This is a genomic window from Curtobacterium sp. PhB115, assembly GCF_003752025.1.
Classification (GTDB): domain Bacteria; phylum Actinomycetota; class Actinomycetes; order Actinomycetales; family Microbacteriaceae; genus Curtobacterium.
Window position 1 is genome coordinate 123,041 of record NZ_RJKR01000006.1, and the last position, 15,783, is coordinate 138,823.

Sequence of the window (15,783 nt, forward strand, 5' to 3'; positions counted from 1 at the left end):
TGCGCTGGCCCCGGTCAGCTGCCGGCCGACGCGGTCTGGACGAGACGGACCGAGCCACCGGACGACGCGTAGCCGCGACCGACCGTCAACGCGACGGGCGCGCGCCGCGGCAGCGTCACCCCGAGGAGCTCGCCGTCGTAGTCGACGTCCGGCTGCAGCAGGATCCCGCAGCGGGACTTCCGGACGGCGCGTGTCCAGTGGCTGTAGAGCGACCGGAGGTCCGCCGAACGTCCGGCGGCGACGACGCACAGGCCGGGGCGTTCCGTCGAGAGCAGGGTCGCGATCGCCTGGTCGCCGTCCTCGAAGCGCTCCGCGTCGTCGATGAGCAGCAGCACCGGGCCGCGCTCGAGACGCACCGCGGCGAGCAGTGCGGGGACCTCGTCCGCGCCGACGGCGATGCGGTCGAACGACCCTGACGCCAGGGGTGACCGGCGGTCGCAGATCGCCCACACCGCGGGGCGGACGCCCTCGCCCGCTCGGGCGAGCGCGGCGACGGCCAGCAGGACCGACGACTTGCCGGACCGGGCCGGACCTGCGACGAGCACGTGTTCGCCGTCGTAGACCTCGAGCGCCGCCGGTCCGAGGTCGTCCTCGGCGATGCCGATCGGCAGCCGCCACGGTTCGCTCGTGAAGTCCGCACCGGAGCCGATCTCGTCGACCAGCACCGCGTCGGGCAGCCGGCCGACCGCGCTCGCCTTGGTCGCTGCGCCGGACCAACGGTCGGCGACGCGCTCGACGGCCTGCGCGAGCGGGGCGTCCGGTGTCGCGACGTGCGACTGCAGCCGCAGGACCGAGTCGATGAAGCGACCGGGGACCGGCGGTGGGACGTCCTTCGGGCGGACCCCGATCGAGGCGTAGTCGTACGGGTCCGCCAGGCGGAACATCCACTTCTGGGTGGTGACCTCGTCCATGGCCGACGGCACGGCCTTGGCGCGGGTCGTCGACACCGCGAAGGAGATCCCGAGCGCGGGGCCCTCGGCGTAGACGCGGTACAGCGCGTCGAGGAGCTGCTGCCCCTCGAAGTCCTGGTACTCGTCACGCAGGGCCGCCAGGCCGTCGATCAGCACCACGGCGCGACGCCCACCCGGAGCCGCACGACGACGTTCGAGCTCGACCCGCAGGTGACGGAGGAAGCGTGCCTGCAACTCCCCCGCACCCGGTCCGGAACCGACGTACGCCGTGGTGTGCGGGAGCTGCGCGAGCGGAGCCAGGTCACCGGGGCCCATGTCGAGCACCAACAGGTCGAGGCCCTCGGGGGTGGTCTCCGCGGCCAGCTGCAGGGCGATCGTGGCGAGCGCCGTGCTCGTCCCGCTGCCCGGGATCCCCATGAGCATGAGGTTGCCCTCGTCGAGGTCCCACCCGGTGGTGAGCTGGCGCTGGTGGTCCGGGTCGTCGGCCAGGGCGACGGGGACGATGCTCGCTGCGTCCGTGCTCGCCAGCGCCCCGAGCTCGACGCGATCGCCGAGCGCTTCGGGCCAGATCGGGCGCGGCGGGGCGTACCCGGCGGCGTCGTTCGCCTCCGTGATCGCCTCGATGAGCTGATCGAGGTCGGTGACGTCGGACGCCGTCGGTGCCGGGGCGGGCATCGGCGCGGGCACACCGAAGACGTCCGTCGGTCGGACCGACACCGGCTGCTCGGCGCGTTCGTCGCGGGCACGGCCGGTGACGAGCGCCGTCTGGACCGGGGTGATGTCGTCCTGCCCGAGCTTCACGTACGCGCGGCCCGTCTGTTGGCGACCGATGCCCGCCGCCGCGGGGACACCGATCACGTTGGTGGAGTCCTCGCGGCTCTGGACCCGGAGCGCGACCCGCATGTTCGTGTTCGCCAGGATGTCCTCACTCACGACGCCAGCCGGTCGCTGAGTCGCCAGGATCATGTGGACGCCGAGGGTACGACCCACCGCGGCGATGCTGACCAGCGAGGTCAGGACGTCCGGGAAGTCCTTCGCCAGCATCGCGAACTCGTCCACCACCAGGAGCAGGCGCGGCATCGGCTCGGCCGGCCCCGTCGCCAGGTAGGCATCGAGGTTGTCGATGTCCGCACCCGCTGCGGCGAACACGCGCTGGCGTCGCTCGAGCTCGGCCTCGAGCGCACGGATCGCGCGGTCGGCGAGCTGTTCGTCGAGGTTGCTGATCGTGCCGATGGTGTGCGGCAACCGCTCGCAGGCGGCGAAGGCTGCACCACCCTTGAAGTCGACCAGCAGGAAGTTCAGACGGGTCGGGTCGTTCCGCGCCGCGAGCCCGGCGACGAGCGAGCGCAGGAACTCGCTCTTGCCCGAACCCGTCGTGCCGCCGACCAGGCCGTGCGGCCCGTCGCGCACCAGGTCGATCTCGAGCACGCCGCTCTCCGACGAGCCGATCGGCGTCGAGAAGCCGGTGCGGGCGTCCCAGGCTGTGCGGATCGCATCGGCGGGGCTCGCGCCCGTCGGGGTTCGCGCGACCGTGTCGTCGCCCGCGAGCAGTTCCGGCAGTCGGACGAGCGACGGCAGTGATGCGCCGGGCACGGTGAGTTCCGGGTCGTCGAAGTGTGCGACGCTCCGGGCGCTGCGCTCGGCGGTCTCGACGCTCAGGCCCGCGAGGACGACGTCCTCGACACGGGTGCGGTCCTCGGGGCGGTACACGGTGGCGGCGGCGTCCGCGGCGACCGTGATGATCGACGTGCACGCGGCGGGGAGCTGCTGCTCGTTCGTCGCGATGACGATCCCGCTGACGCGCCGGGGGCGTTCGCCGGGCCGGAGGGAGGCTCCCGGCACGGTACGGCCCTGGCCGAGGAGGTTGCGCGCGGGGGCGTCTCGGCCCTCCGTGAGCACCTCGGAGTCGATCACCACCAGCAGGTTCGGGGTCGGCAGCTCGTCGAGCGACTCCCGCAGGCCGCGCAGCACCGCCGCGCTCTGGTCGCGCTGCGACGACATCCAGCGGGCACCGGTACTGCTCCCCGCCACGCGCGCGTGCGGCAGCCAGGAGGCCCACCCCCAGTCGTCCGCTCGGCCCGCGTCGCAGAAGACGCCCACCGTCAGGTCCGCGGGTCCGCAGTGCACGGTCGCCTGCGTGAGCAGGCTGCGCGCGAGGGCGAGGGCGCCCTCGCGGTCACCGACGATCCCGACGACACCGGCGTCCGAAAGGTCGGCGACCACCGGTGCGGCCGTCAGACGGCTGTCGGCGATGGCTGCCTTGGCCTCGTCCTCGAGCTTCGCGGACGCCGCGCGCTGGTCGACCTCGGGTCGCCACGGAGCGTCCCCGGTGCCGGCATGCAGGCTCAGGAAGTCCACGTCGTCGGATCGTCGCTGCCACAGCAGGGTGGTCGGCAGTTCTGCTCGCCGGACCACGGTTGCCGGGTCGGGCACGAGCTCCTGCCGACGTGCAGCCTCGACGGCGGCGGCCTCGGCGATCTCGCCACGGAAGGACTCGACGGCCTCGGTGAACCGGGTGTCCTCCTCTTTCAGGTTCTTCGCGCGGCGGTGCTTCTGTTCGAACCACATGCCGATCGCGGTGACCGGGGAGAGCAGGGCGAAGAGCGCGAAGCGGGCATCGCCGAGCAGGAGCACCATCGCTCCCGCGAGCACCAACGGGGCGGCGACGGTGATCCAACTGAACTTCGACGCGGGCGGGACGTCCTTCCGGCCGGGTGGCACGACCGTCTCGGCGTCCGAGGTCCGGCCGGCGCGCGGCGGGCGGTTGAACGGTGCCGTCGCCGCCGGGGTCAGGTTCGCCATCGAACCGGCCGCGGGCACGGGGACCTCGTCGAGCACCGGCCGCACGAGCAGCACGGCGCCGCCCACGATGACGCTCGTCGTGCCGGTCAGCAGGACCCCCTCGGCGTCGACACGCTGCCCCGCGATCACGGTGCCGTTCGTCGAACCCGCGTCACGGACACGGACGCCGTCGTCCTCGCGCTCGATGGTGCAGTGCTCCCACGAGGCGCTCTCGGTGGGCAGCACGACGTCGGCCTGCGGCGCGCGTCCCACGACCAACTCCCGACTGCGCGGGACCGGCACGACGAGTCCGGCGTCGAGGCCGCCCGCCAGCGTCACGCTCCAGCCGTCGACCGTCCCCGGGCGCTCCTCGACCGAGCGGCCGATGCGTGACCCCTCGAGCAGGACGAGGTCGCGGAGCGGCGTCCCGGCACTGGTGCGGTGGCCGTCGACCGCCAGCGCGGTGTCGGCGTCGAGCTGGGTGCCGATCGCTGCGGCGACGAGTTCGCCGAGCGAGGACGCACCCGACCACCCGTCGACCTCGACCGCGTCACGGCGGTCGTCGAGCTCGATCAGCAGGCGCATGCTCGCGTTCCTTCTCCGAGGTGGGTGGGTGGACGGGTCAGCGTGCGGTGGAGTCCTCGAACCACACCAGCGACGCACTCGGGGCCGTCGCAGCGTCGCCCGTGTCGGTGCCACCGCTCGTCGCCGTGCCGGACGTGGTGGCGGTGCTGGCGGGGCGGAGGCCGAGCTGCTGTGCCGACGCTGCGAGGACCGTTGCCGGCGCACCGAGCGCCTGCTGCCGCGTGAAGTCGAGCGCCGGGCCGGCGATGCCCGACCCTGGGCCGAGTTCGAGCGCGGCGAGCGCATCGGTGACGTCGGCGGGCTCGGTGCTCCGTGCCTTCCCGACCGCGCGGACCAAGGCGACGACCGCGTCGTGGCTCCGGGAGTCCGCTGCGTCGGCGACCGCTGCGAAGGACTGGTCACCGGTCAGGTTCTCGGCGTCCTGGTCGCCCGCCAGGACGCGGACCCCTCCGAGGAACGCCGACATCGCGCGGCCCTCGGCGTCGGACGCGAGGGCCCGGGCGTCGTCGGTGGCGACACCGACGGTGCGGAATGAGCCGCTCAGGCTGCCGCCCGCCTCCGCCAGCGCGGTGCCGAAGGCCGGGCTCGTCGCGTCCGCGGTGAGGACGACGGGCACGGTGACGTCGGCGGCCTGGAGCGCTGCGACCAACCCCCCTTGGCGGTCTGCGGGACCGCTGACGACGACGGCGTCGGAGTCCGGGGCGGCGGTCTCCGCGTCGGCCGCGTCGGTGTCGGCGCCCGTGTCGGCGTCGGCGTCCGTGCTCGTCGCTCCGGTCCGCTCGGCCACGGTCTGGGCGAGGGCGGCGGTGTCCGCGGTGTCCTCACCGTCCAGGACGTGTGAGATCCGCAGGCCAGCTGGTGCACCGCCTCCGAGGTCGACCAGGAGCGGTGACCGGGCGTCACCGAGGGCCGTCGTCATCGCGTCGCTGATCGAGTCAGCAGTCGGTGCGGTCGACCACGAGTCCTTCTCGGCGGCCGCGTAGGGCAGCACGACCGGGATGTCCAGGGCGGCGGCAGCCGTCAGCGCGCCGGCGACGTGCGTGCCGGCCGACGCGACCACGATGCCCGAGACGCCGCTCTTCGCGAGCGACTCGACCGCAGCCTTCGCGCCGGACACCGTCCCGCCGTCGTTCTTCGTGACGAGGGTGATGTCCGTCCCGCCGAGCGCCAGGCGTCGCTCCGCCACGAGCGCTCCCTGCGCTGCCGCGTTCCACTCGGACCCTTCGCCGTCACCCAGCGTGACGACCACACCGATCTTCGTGTCCTCCGGGACGTGCGCGGCGACGATCTCCACGGGCACCGTGGCAGGGACGGCCTCGACCGGCGAGCCGCTGCCGATCGTCCGGAACGTCAGGACGGCCGCCACCACGGCGGCGACGAGCAGCACTGCGATGCCGACGACGAGCAGCGGACGGCGGTTGCTCGGACGCTCGCCTTCGGTGTCGTCGATCGTGTGGTCGCTCATCGGTCCGCCCCGATCCGGAAGGTGTACAGCGTGGTCGACGTCGCGCTCGAGGGCACCCGCAACTGGAAGGCCGGCAGCGTCGTCGCGGCGTCGAGCGATGCACGGAACTGCTCCTGCTGGAGCAAGATGCCGGCGACGTCCTCGGCGCGGACGTTCGCGTAGCCCGCTGCGTTCTGGGACGCGAGCGCGAGCTGGTAGTCGGCGGAGTCGGACTTCGCCGCGCTCGTGGCCATCGCCCCGAGGATGCCGGAACCGTTGACCTTGCGGTCGCCCAGGTCGAGCATCACGCGGTTCAGGTCCGCGGTCAGCAGCGTCGATGCACCCTGCACGTCACGCGTCGACGCGCTGGTGCTGGCAGCGATGCGCTCGAGGCTGGACGCCGTCTGCCGATCGACCGCCGACGCCAGGCCCGAGCTCTCCTGCTCGAGCGTCTCCTTCTGCTCGTCGAGCGTGCCCTTCGAGCCCTTCGTGACCTCGTCCGAGGTCGATCGCAGCCCGGTGATCGACTTGTCGAAGGCCTCCCGGACGGCCTCGTTGCTCTCGGCCGCGGTCGTCGACACCTTGCGGACCTGCGCGTCGATCGCCTTCTTGAAGGTCTCCGACGACTGGTCCGAGGCGTCCTCGAACGTCTTCTCGACCTCGGCCGCCAGGTCGATCTGCGTCTGGCGGACCGTCCCGAGCTGGGTGGCGATGACCTGCTGCGACCGATCGGCGTCCCCCAACGCCGCACGGAGCCGATCGATCGTCGATCCGACCTCGTCGCTGCCGCCCCGGACGGCGTCCCGCACCGCACGGATGCTGGTCTGGAGCGCCGCGAGGTCGGTCCGCATGCCCGCGATGGCGCTGCCGACGGAACCGTCTGCCGTCGCGTCCTCGCTGGTCGAGTCGACGATCTCCTGCCACCGCATCGTCTGGTCGTCCAGTCGCTGGTCCATCGGGGTGTCGAAGCCGAGACCGGGCCGGAGGACGGTGCCCTCCGGGGCGCCGGCGCAGGGTTCCGCCGTCAGGTAGCCCCGGAGGCGATCAGCGTCGGCCTGGTCGAGCTGTCCGAGCGTCGCGAGGGTGCAGAGCTGGTCGGCGACAGTCGAGTTCTGGCGCTGCATCGACAGCGGGAAGCCGGCGCCGTCGACCAGGTCGCGGGCCGCCTGCGCGCGGTCGTGCGTCGTCCGCACGGCGGTCGCCAGGGCATCGAGCCGCGTCCCGATCTGGTCCGCGCTCGCCGACAGGCCGCGCAGGGCATCGCCGGTCCCACCGTCGCCGCCGTCCTCGTACTCGTCCAGCGCGTCGGAGATCTTGGTGAGCTGCGCGTCGAGGTCGGTTGCGCTCGCGATGGCGTCGTCGACCGTCTCCGGCTGGAGCCGAGCGGCGAGCGCCTGCCCGGTGCTGACGAGTCCGATCAACGAACCGTTGATGGCCGTCGAGGAGGCGAAGAGCGTGCAGGTCAGCGAGTCACGGGCATCGGCTGCCGCGCAGGTCGTGGCGTCCGGCTCATCGGGGCCGACGGCGGACGCGAGCTGCGCGCTCACCTGCTGCTTGCAGGCCTCGCTGGCGTCGGCGTACCCGTCGAGCTGTGACGAGACACGGAGCAGGTTGCCGTAGACGCTGCCGCCCGCGGCCGAGGTCTTCGGCGTCGCAGCGCACCCGTTGCCGTCGAGCACCGTCGCCGGCGCCGTCGCGGATGTGTCGCCGAGCAGGCCGTCGAGGCTCGTGGTGGTCTGCTGGAGCTGCTGCAGCACCGTGGACTGCGTGGACTCGACGGTCGCGCCGAGGTCGCTGTTCAGCGAGCCGAGCTCACCAGACAACGACTGCATCGTGCTCGCGAGCGACGAGCTGCTCTCCTTGAGGCGCTCCGCGGTACTGACGCCGAGGGTCTTCGACGTGGTCTCGAGGTTGGACCGGACCTCGGTGATCGTCCCACCGGCTCGGGCGAGCACCTCGTTGACCTGCGAGATGAGGTCGATCGTCCGGCGCTGGAGGGCGAGCTCGGAGTCGCTGTCAGAGCCGAACGCGGCGCTCACCACGCCGGTCGACGACAGGTCCGTCGACAGTCCGGGCTGCGCCGCGACGTCGAAGGTGGGTGCGGCGAAGTCCTCGACGTCGGCGACGAGGTGCAGCGTGCTGCTCGCACCGGAGGTCGGCGGGGCCAGGAGCCGACCCCACTGGACGACGGCGTCGCCGTCGTCGTTCGTGCTGACGACGCCGTCCGTCGACGGGCCCGAGTCGGCCCCGTCCGTGACGATGCGGTCGGCGGCCGTCCCGGTCAGCACGGTCGACGCGGCGATGCTGAAGGGAGCACCCACGAGGGCCGGGGTCGAGCGGGAGGTCCCCGCGACGTCGTACGTCAGGTTCTTCGACGTCACGGTCAGGTTCTCGATCGTCAGGTCGATCGCGATCCGGCCCGAGTACCCGTCGAGGTCGTCGAGGTCCGTGCCGGTCTTCTTCGCGGTCGAGTACTGCGTCGTGATCCGGAGCGGCAGGTCTCCGGCAGCCGTCGCCGGGTCGTGGTCGGTCGTGGCCGTCGACGATTCCTTGCCGGCGACCGAGATCGCGGTGTCGGAGATCGAGGTGATCGATCCATCCGCAGCCAGACGGGTGTCGACCGTCTGCAGGATCCGCGACGGGTCGGTCACCGGCTTGTCGTCGGATGTGCACCCGGCGAGCACCAGCGCGGCGATGCCCGTGACGGCGACCGCCCCCACGACACGTCGACTGGTCCGTCGTCCCCCGGTGTTCCCGGCACGCTGGTTGATCACGGTCTTCCCCCCAAGAGAATCGTCGAGCACGTCGATGCTAGTTGCTGGACGTCGCGCGGTCCGCGTCGATCGCCTGCTCGCGCGGCCCCCGTTCGGGCCACACTCCTGAACTGAAATCCGACATAGCGAATCCGCCGGTCGCTTCCGGACGATCTCGCGGGCGCTGGTACGCTGCCCGCATGATCCAGGGGGACCAGGGCGGGACGCCCATCGAACGACGACGTCCGGATGCACTCTCGGGGGCAGACCAGTGACCATCACGCTCTCGTCGGTGATCATCGCGCTGCTCGCGATGATCACGATCCCGGCCGCAGTCAGCGCGCTCGTCCGTCGGAGCGACCGGAAGCGGCCGCCGTCCACCGTCGTCGGCGACGAGGCGTACGGCGTGCTCTTCACCGTCCGCTCACGCCGCTGGAATTACTTGATGTTCCGTGTCCTGGGGATCGTCTTCATCGTCGTCGGCGGGTTCTTCTTCCTCGTCACCCTGGGGGTGCTCGACGACCCGGACGCGCTCGGCATGCTGCTGGCCGGCGTCGGCATCTGCCTGTTCGGGATCTTGTTCGTGTACATCGGCGTCGGGCAGAAGCGCCGCCGCGTCGAGGCCTACGACGCACAACTGCTCGTGACGCCGATGTTCCGCGCGCCGAGAGCAGTCGGTCCGGGAGCGATCACCAGCATCAGGCCGACCACGAACCGGTTCGGCGGGCTGGACATCAAGTCCAAGGGACAGCGCGGCGTGATCACCGTCCTCGCGATCGACGCAGCCTACCCCGAGCTGTGCGCATGGCTCGAGGAGCGGGCACCCGGTCCGTGGAGCGAGTTCGCACGGGTCTTCGTTCGATGAGCACGAGCAGGAGCAGGAGCAGGAGCAGGAACAGGAGCAGGAGCAACACGATGAGCACCATCCGCTCGGCGAGCGCGATCGCCGTCGGGACAGCGATCCTGATGGTGCTCGCCGGGTGCAGCGCCGGCGGCGACGATGCTGCGCCTGCGAAGACGACCGGACCCGACATGTCCGAGGCGCAGCGAAAGGCGACCCTGCCGGGACTCACCGCGGACGCCGAGACGGCAGCCGGTTCCATGCTCGAGTCCATCGCGGCCGGCGATCTGGACGCGGACAGCAACACGTACCTCGAGGCGCACCCGCTCGACGAGCACCACCACCTCGGGAAGTGGGAGATCACGAAGCGCCCGGGCTACATCGCAGGGACGGTCTGCGTCGAGTACCGACCAACCGAGGACGCGGACCCCGTCGCGATGTCCACGTACAACGTCACGTACAGCGCAGCCGAGGGCTCGATGCCCGAGAGCAAGCGCTCGAGCCCGGCCGGCACAGGCCTCAACACCGGCTGCTGAAACACCCGGCTCATCCACGCGCTTGCGGCGCGGCGTCTCACGAGACCTTGTCGAAGTCCTTCACGAAGACAGCTTGACGGACCACGCCGAGCAGCCCCCGCAAGCGGTACGAGCCCTCGCCGATGTCGAAACGGAAGCTGCCACCGCTGGACAGTTCGCGAGTGATCGATTCGCGGTTCGCCGCCGTGACACCCCACCGCAGGACGAGCTCCCCGCAGTCCTTCGTGTCGATGTAGATCTGGTTGGTCGATGTGCCGACACCCCGGAGCGAGCGAGAGGATCCGACGGCGCTCTCGGCGGACGACACCGAGCACGTGACGATCGTCCGATGACCCGCGTCGTACAGCTTCAGGGCGACGGGACCGCCGAACATCAGCAGCACCGGGACCAACACGACCACGATCAGACCGACCACAACCGTGATCCGGTCCCTCCGGACAGAGCGCTTGTTGCGTCGTGCCGGCTGCTCGGACGTCTCCGACATCAACCGCCCCTTCGTTCGACTGACGGCGTCATCCGCGATGCACACCCATCGTGGGACCACCGGCCCCGGAAACTGTACCGTTCACGGCGTCCTGGAGGATGTCGTCTGGCCGCTTCCCGGTGACGAAGCCGTTCACGACGCTGCTCGCGCCCCCGAAGACGTGGTCGACAGTTCCTTCCACCGCGTTGTTCCACCGGACCACGTTGGGCGCCATCGCGTGTTCCGGGATACGGACGTGTCTGCCGGTCGGTTCGGGGAAGTGCGGCGTGATGTGCAGACGATCGGTGAAGTAGGACCCGACCTTGCTCGACCCGAGGCTGGCGACCGTGCCCGTCCCGAATCCGGCGAGTGCCGTCTGCGCGTACCCGCCGACCGTCTGGTTCTTGCCGTTGAACCCGTAGTCAGCCATGTTGGACGCGGCACCGGAGACACCGGCTGAGATGGACGAACGGCCGGTCGAACTCAGGACAGGTGCGACGACCTGTTGGACGATCGGGGTCGATGCTCGCCCGACGATCGGTGCGAGCTTGGAGAGCCCGAGGGCAGCCCCTCCGCCAGCAGCACCTCCGATGGCACCGATCGCCGAGTCGATCCCCGCCTTCTGCCAGTCGACCGATCCGGTGGTCGCCTTCTGGGTGGCGACGGAGATCCCACCGCTGAGCAGCGCACCCGATCCCGCCAACAGTGCGATGCCCGCCGGCCCGCCGACTCCCGTGCACATGAGCGCGATGCCGCCGGCGATCGCGACCCCTGCGACGACGTACTCCCAATTGTCGTCCCACCAGTTCCCGACGGCGGCGATCGCCCCCTGGTGCGCATCCCGGTACGCCTGCAGGTCCTTGTCCGTCGCCGGTCGCAGCCCGAGCGGGTCGACGGCCTGCAACGGGTCGTTGCCGGCGTAGGAGTACGGGTTCCCCGCCCACGCCGCGCCCAGGACCGGCGCAAGGGGGTCGACGGACAGGAAGCCCCGCGCGGCGGGGTCGTAGACACGCGCTCCGAGCCACTCCAGGCCGGCGACGGACACCCCGCCAGAGCCGGTGAGGGCAACCCCGGAGGGCAGTGCGAGGTCCGTGACGGCAGCGAGCGCAGCCCACGGGTCCGCAGCATCGGTCGCGCGAGCGGTCCGCCACCCCGGCTGCGTGACGGCGTCGCCGATCGCGGTGACACCGCCGGGCAGCTCGAGCAGTGCGGTGTCCGCGATGCTGATGAGGGACGGCACGACCGCGGCGGAGTCCCACCACGCGGCGGCCCCACCCGCCTCGGCGAGCTCACCGAGGGCGTCGACCCAGACGTCGAGTCGGCCGGTCACGGCGTACGCTGCGTCGCGGTCGACGACGGCGGCGAGGAAGCCGAGGTCCGACCAGGCGTACTCGGTGGTCGACCCGTCCGCCACGGTCCGGCGGATCCGTCGGCCGAGACCGTCGTGGACGTACTCGATCCGGTCGTCATCGGTGATCGTCGCGACCAGCTGTCCGGCAGCGTCGTACTCGTGGCGCGTCTCGACACCGCCGACGGTCTCGGCCACGAGTCGCCCACCGTCGTCGTAGGTCCACGTCGACTCCCCCGCACGGACGAGCTGCCCGGCAGCGTCGTACTCGTACGACACCGCTCCGGACGGTCCGTCGACCGCGGTGATCCGCGCGTCAGCATCGCGCTCGATCCGCGTGCTGGAGGCGCCGTCGAGCGTCGTCGAGGTGTGCGCGACCAGGGCGCCACCCTCGTACGACCACGACTGCACCAGGTCGCCCGTGGCCGCCTGGACGACACGACCCGAGGCGTCGTAGGAGAACGTCCCGGCAGCGGTGCCGTCACGGTCCACCCCGACGACCCGGCCGACGACGTCGCGACGGTAGGTGGTGCGGGTGCCGGTCGGGTCGACCCGGGCAGTGCGGTTGCCGTCGGCGTCGTACTCCCACGCGACGGACTGGTCGCCCCGGGCACGGCGGACGAGCAGGCCACGTCGGTCGTGCTGGAGCTCGTGCTCGATCGTGCGGCCGGCCCCACGGGTGTGGTCCGTGACGACGACCGTGCGGTGGACGGCGTCGCGGGCGATCTCCGACTGCACTGCGTCGTCGACGAGCACGGCCCGCTGCCGGCCGGCAGCGTCGTACGTCCACTCGGTCGTCCGCCCCTCGGCGTCCGTCTGACGGATCTGACGACCAGCAGCGTCGTAGGCGGCCGTCGTGGTGCGGCCGAGCGGGTCCGTGACGGCGACCAGTCGATCCGCGTCGTCGTACTCGCGTCGCGTGACACCGCCGGTGGGGTCCGTGATCGTCACGAGGCGTCCGCGGTCGTCGTACGCGAACGCGGTGCCCCCGTCGAGACCGTTGACGACCTGGATGAGCTGCCCCGCGGGGTCGTAGCGGAACCGACGGCGGCCGAAGCGTGCGTCGTGACTGGAGACGAGCCTCCCGGCCTGGTCGTAGCGGAACCGCGCGGTGCCGGAACCCGGAGTCGTCTGCGTGACCACGCGTCCGACGGCGTCGTACGTGACCGCCTCGACCTCGCCGGTGGGCAGGGTCCGGGCGACCACGCGGGAGTCCGCGTCGTAGGAGAGGGTCGTCCGCGCACCGGAGGCGTCGATCGCAGCGGCGGGACGCCCGCAGGCGTCGTACTCGTAGGTCGACCGCGCACCGGAGGGTGCGACGAGCGCGACGACGCGGCCTGCGAGGTCACGTTCGAGGCGGGTCAGCCCGCCCTCGCCGTCGACGAGCTCGACGGGCCGGCCGGCGGCGTCGTAGGTGATGAGTTCGGAGCCCGTCTCGTCGGATGTCGACTCGATGGGTCGGCCGTACTCGTCGAAACGGATGGTCGCGGCGTCGAAGGCGTCGCGCAGCGTCGCGACGCCGGTCGCGACGTCGGCGGCGAACTCTCGGCGGACGCCCGTCGGGTCGACGGTCGCCACCAGCTCGCCGACGACGTCGTACTCGTGACGCCACGTCGCGCCCGCGGGGTCGGTGACGGCCTGGAGGCGCGACAAGGCGTCGTGCGCGAACGTCCAGACCGCGCCGCCCGGCAATGCGAGCTCCGCCAGGTTCCCCTGGTCGTCGAACGTCCGCGAGACGCGGCGACCCAGTGGATCGATCGTGGTCGCGAGCTCGCCGTTCGGGGCGTACTCGAGCGTCGTCCGTGCTCCGAGCGGGTCCGTGATCGCAGCGATCCGCGCTCCGGCGGCGTACTCGAACCGCCAGGTGGCACCGTCGGCGTCACGTCGCTCGACCAGGAGCCCGGCGGCGTCGTAGCCGTACTCGCTCCGTGCGCCGGAGGGGCTGATCGCGGCGACCGGGTGACCGGCGGCGTCGCGCTCGATCCGCGCGGTGTCACCCACGGCGTTCGTCGTCGCGACGAGCTCACCGAACGCGTCGTGCTCGAGGGTCAGGACCACGCCGGTCGGATCGACGACGTGGGTCAGGGTGCCGTCCTGCCAGGTCAGCTCAGTGCGGCCGCCGACGGGGTCGATGATCACTGACGGGTCGCGGTCGTCGCCGACGTACTCGTACGTGACCACGGCGCCTGCCTCGGTGACGACCGTCGTCACGCGGTCCTGCTCGTCGTACCCGTAGGTCAGGTCGCCGCCGGACGGCGTGACGGTCCGGGTCTTCCGGCCGCGGTCGTCGTACGCGTGGACGGTCACCGACCCGTCGCGCTCGGTCGCCGACACGAGGTTGCCGTACCGGTCGTAGCTCATCGACTGGCGCCGGTCGTCGGAGTCGATGACCCCGACCAGGCGCCCCTTGGCATCGGCGATGTAGGAGTTCGACCGGGAGCCGTCGTGGTCGGACACCACCGTGACACGGCCGGGCAGGTACGCGAAGCGCACGGTGCGGCCGTGCGGGCTGACCTGCTCGACCACGCGGCGCTGGTCGTCGTAGGTGTTGTCGACCTCGACGACACCGGCCGCGCTCGTGACCGTGGTGATCAGGTCGTCGTCCCAGCCGTAGGTCCGGGTGCCGACGGCGTCCGTCACCGAGACGAGTCGGCCGCGATCGTCGTAGCCGTACTCGACCCGGCGGCCGTCGGAGGCGCGGAGCACCGCCACCCGGCCGTCGACGTGGTCGATGTCGATCTCGCGCCCACGCTCGTGCACCAACCGGACGACGACGTCGTCGGCGTCCCGTTCGACGCGGACCGCGGTGCCGGGACCGCCGCGCTGCCCGAGCCACTGCCCGGAGGGCGAGAAGTCGATGCGCTCGCCCTGGTTGTCGCGGACGACGAGCAGGTCGCCCTCGGCCGCGAGCCAGCGGTTCTCGCCGACACCACGGGCCCAGCCCTCGCCGTCGCGGGGGAAGCGGACCTGGCGCCCGTCGGCCCCGACGAAGGATGCGCCCTCGTCGTCGAGGAGCAACCGGGTCTCGAGGATCGACGCCCACCCCGGACCGAAGAGTCCGACGTGCTGGTCGAGGGAGTTGTACATGCGGGTGACCTGCAGCGCCGCAGATGCACCGGTGAACGCCAGGTCGAGCTCCGGCTCGAGGAAGTTGCCCGTCGTGGTGTTCACCGGGTCCATCGAGTAGCCGGTCGTCGGCTGGGCCCCGTAGGCCGATGGTGGGTCGAACTGCAGGTCGGTACGGGTCTGCGAGACCCCGGCGGCGGCCAGGGCCGCGGCGAGCGCGGCGTCCGAGACGGTGGAGACGGCGCCTTCACCGCCGGCAGCCGCGAAGGCGTCGGCGACGGTGTTCGCCCAGGTGACGTCCTGGTCGTTCGCGTCGAGCCACTTCTCGAAGGCGCTCACCAGGCTCGTCGCGTCGATGTGCCCCCAGGAGCACTTGCTCGCGAAGTCGGCGAGCTTGCCGCGCAGACCGCCGGGCTTGCCGTCGAGCGCTCGGTTCAGCGACGACGACCCGGTCGCGAACGAGCGGAGGTCGGCAGGCTTCGCGGACGACGTCCCGCCGCCACCGCCGCCACCCGAACCGGGATTCGGCGTCTGACGCGGGGTGCTCGGTCCGGTCGCCTGGTCGAACGTCGGCGGGTCCTCGTGGTGGACCGTGGGCGGCACGGGTGCTCCGGCGACCTTGTCGTGCACCCACTCGAAGAAGTTCCGGTCGCCGTACTCGGCTTCCCAGTCACGGGCTTCCTTCCGGCGCGCGTTCTCACGCTCGGCGGCGGCCTGCATCTTGCCCACCCACCCCGCCACGGTGCGGAGGTTGGTGGCGATCGTCGAACCGTCGGACGCAGCCGTCGACGCGTTCTGCGTGAAGAGTTCGGAGAAGTGCCCGCGGAACTCCGTCGACGCGGTGTTCACGTACGACTGCCGTGATCCGGCCTGTCCATCGATCGACTCGGCCGCACCGTTCAGCGCGGTCTCGAGTGCGTCGGCCGTGCCGTTGTCGAACTCGACCGGCTCATTGCCGTGCAGATCACCCATGGTTCATCCCCCGAAGTCGTACTGGTCGTGCTGGTGACGCGGCCCCACCGACCGCGAACGCCCGGACCGCCACGAGTGCGACG

General features: G+C 71.7%; 7 protein-coding genes. 2 read left to right on the forward strand and 5 right to left on the reverse strand.

Annotation, left to right across the window (positions count from 1 at the left end):
- Positions 1-14: 14 nt before the first annotated feature.
- From EDF19_RS06115 to EDF19_RS06125, 3 genes are read right to left on the reverse strand one after another with little or no spacing between them, the layout of a single operon-like run.
- Complete coding sequence (locus EDF19_RS06115) at positions 15-4,277, reverse strand: FtsK/SpoIIIE domain-containing protein (protein WP_123680063.1); 4,263 nt, start codon at positions 4,275-4,277, stop codon at positions 15-17.
- Between the two features lie 37 nt (positions 4,278-4,314).
- The gene (locus tag EDF19_RS06120) at positions 4,315-5,742 is read right to left on the reverse strand and encodes a hypothetical protein (protein WP_123680064.1); all 1,428 of its coding nucleotides are present in this window, start codon (positions 5,740-5,742) and stop codon (positions 4,315-4,317) included.
- The gene (locus EDF19_RS06125) at positions 5,739-8,525 is read right to left on the reverse strand and encodes a hypothetical protein (RefSeq protein WP_148071043.1); all 2,787 of its coding nucleotides are present in this window, start codon (positions 8,523-8,525) and stop codon (positions 5,739-5,741) included. Before EDF19_RS06125 ends, EDF19_RS06120 begins: the two co-directional genes overlap by 4 nt.
- A 220-nt stretch (positions 8,526-8,745) precedes the next feature.
- Here EDF19_RS06125 and EDF19_RS06130 point away from each other — a divergent pair, with 220 nt between their 5' ends.
- Together EDF19_RS06130 and EDF19_RS06135 are read left to right on the forward strand one after the other, a co-directional pair.
- Entirely contained in the window at positions 8,746-9,339 is a 594-nt protein-coding gene (locus tag EDF19_RS06130) for a hypothetical protein (protein WP_123680066.1), read from the forward strand.
- A 50-nt stretch (positions 9,340-9,389) separates the two neighbouring features.
- Positions 9,390-9,851, forward strand: a complete 462-nt coding sequence (locus tag EDF19_RS06135) for a hypothetical protein (RefSeq protein WP_123680067.1) — start codon at positions 9,390-9,392, stop codon at positions 9,849-9,851.
- A gap of 37 nt (positions 9,852-9,888) precedes the next feature.
- Here EDF19_RS06135 and EDF19_RS06140 read toward each other — a convergent pair whose 3' ends face one another.
- Positions 9,889-10,335, reverse strand: a complete 447-nt coding sequence (locus EDF19_RS06140) for a hypothetical protein (RefSeq protein WP_123680068.1) — start codon at positions 10,333-10,335, stop codon at positions 9,889-9,891.
- 28 nt (positions 10,336-10,363) lie between these two features.
- Positions 10,364-15,700 carry a DUF6531 domain-containing protein gene (locus EDF19_RS06145; protein ID WP_123680069.1) on the reverse strand — a complete coding sequence of 1,779 codons (5,337 nt, stop codon included), beginning with the start codon at positions 15,698-15,700 and terminating at the stop codon, positions 10,364-10,366.
- Positions 15,701-15,783: the final 83 nt, after the last annotated feature.

Bases quoted from the DNA above. Each gene is read 5' to 3' on its own strand.
- EDF19_RS06115 (WP_123680063.1), bottom strand. From the start codon at position 4,277: ATGCGCCTGCTGATCGAGCTCGACGACCGCCGTGACGCGGTCGAGGTC.
- EDF19_RS06120 (WP_123680064.1), bottom strand. From the start codon at position 5,742: ATGAGCGACCACACGATCGACGACACCGAAGGCGAGCGTCCGAGCAAC.
- EDF19_RS06135 (WP_123680067.1), top strand. From the start codon at position 9,390: ATGAGCACCATCCGCTCGGCGAGCGCGATCGCCGTCGGGACAGCGATC.
- EDF19_RS06140 (WP_123680068.1), bottom strand. From the start codon at position 10,335: ATGTCGGAGACGTCCGAGCAGCCGGCACGACGCAACAAGCGCTCTGTC.
- EDF19_RS06145 (WP_123680069.1), bottom strand. From the start codon at position 15,700: ATGGGTGATCTGCACGGCAATGAGCCGGTCGAGTTCGACAACGGCACG.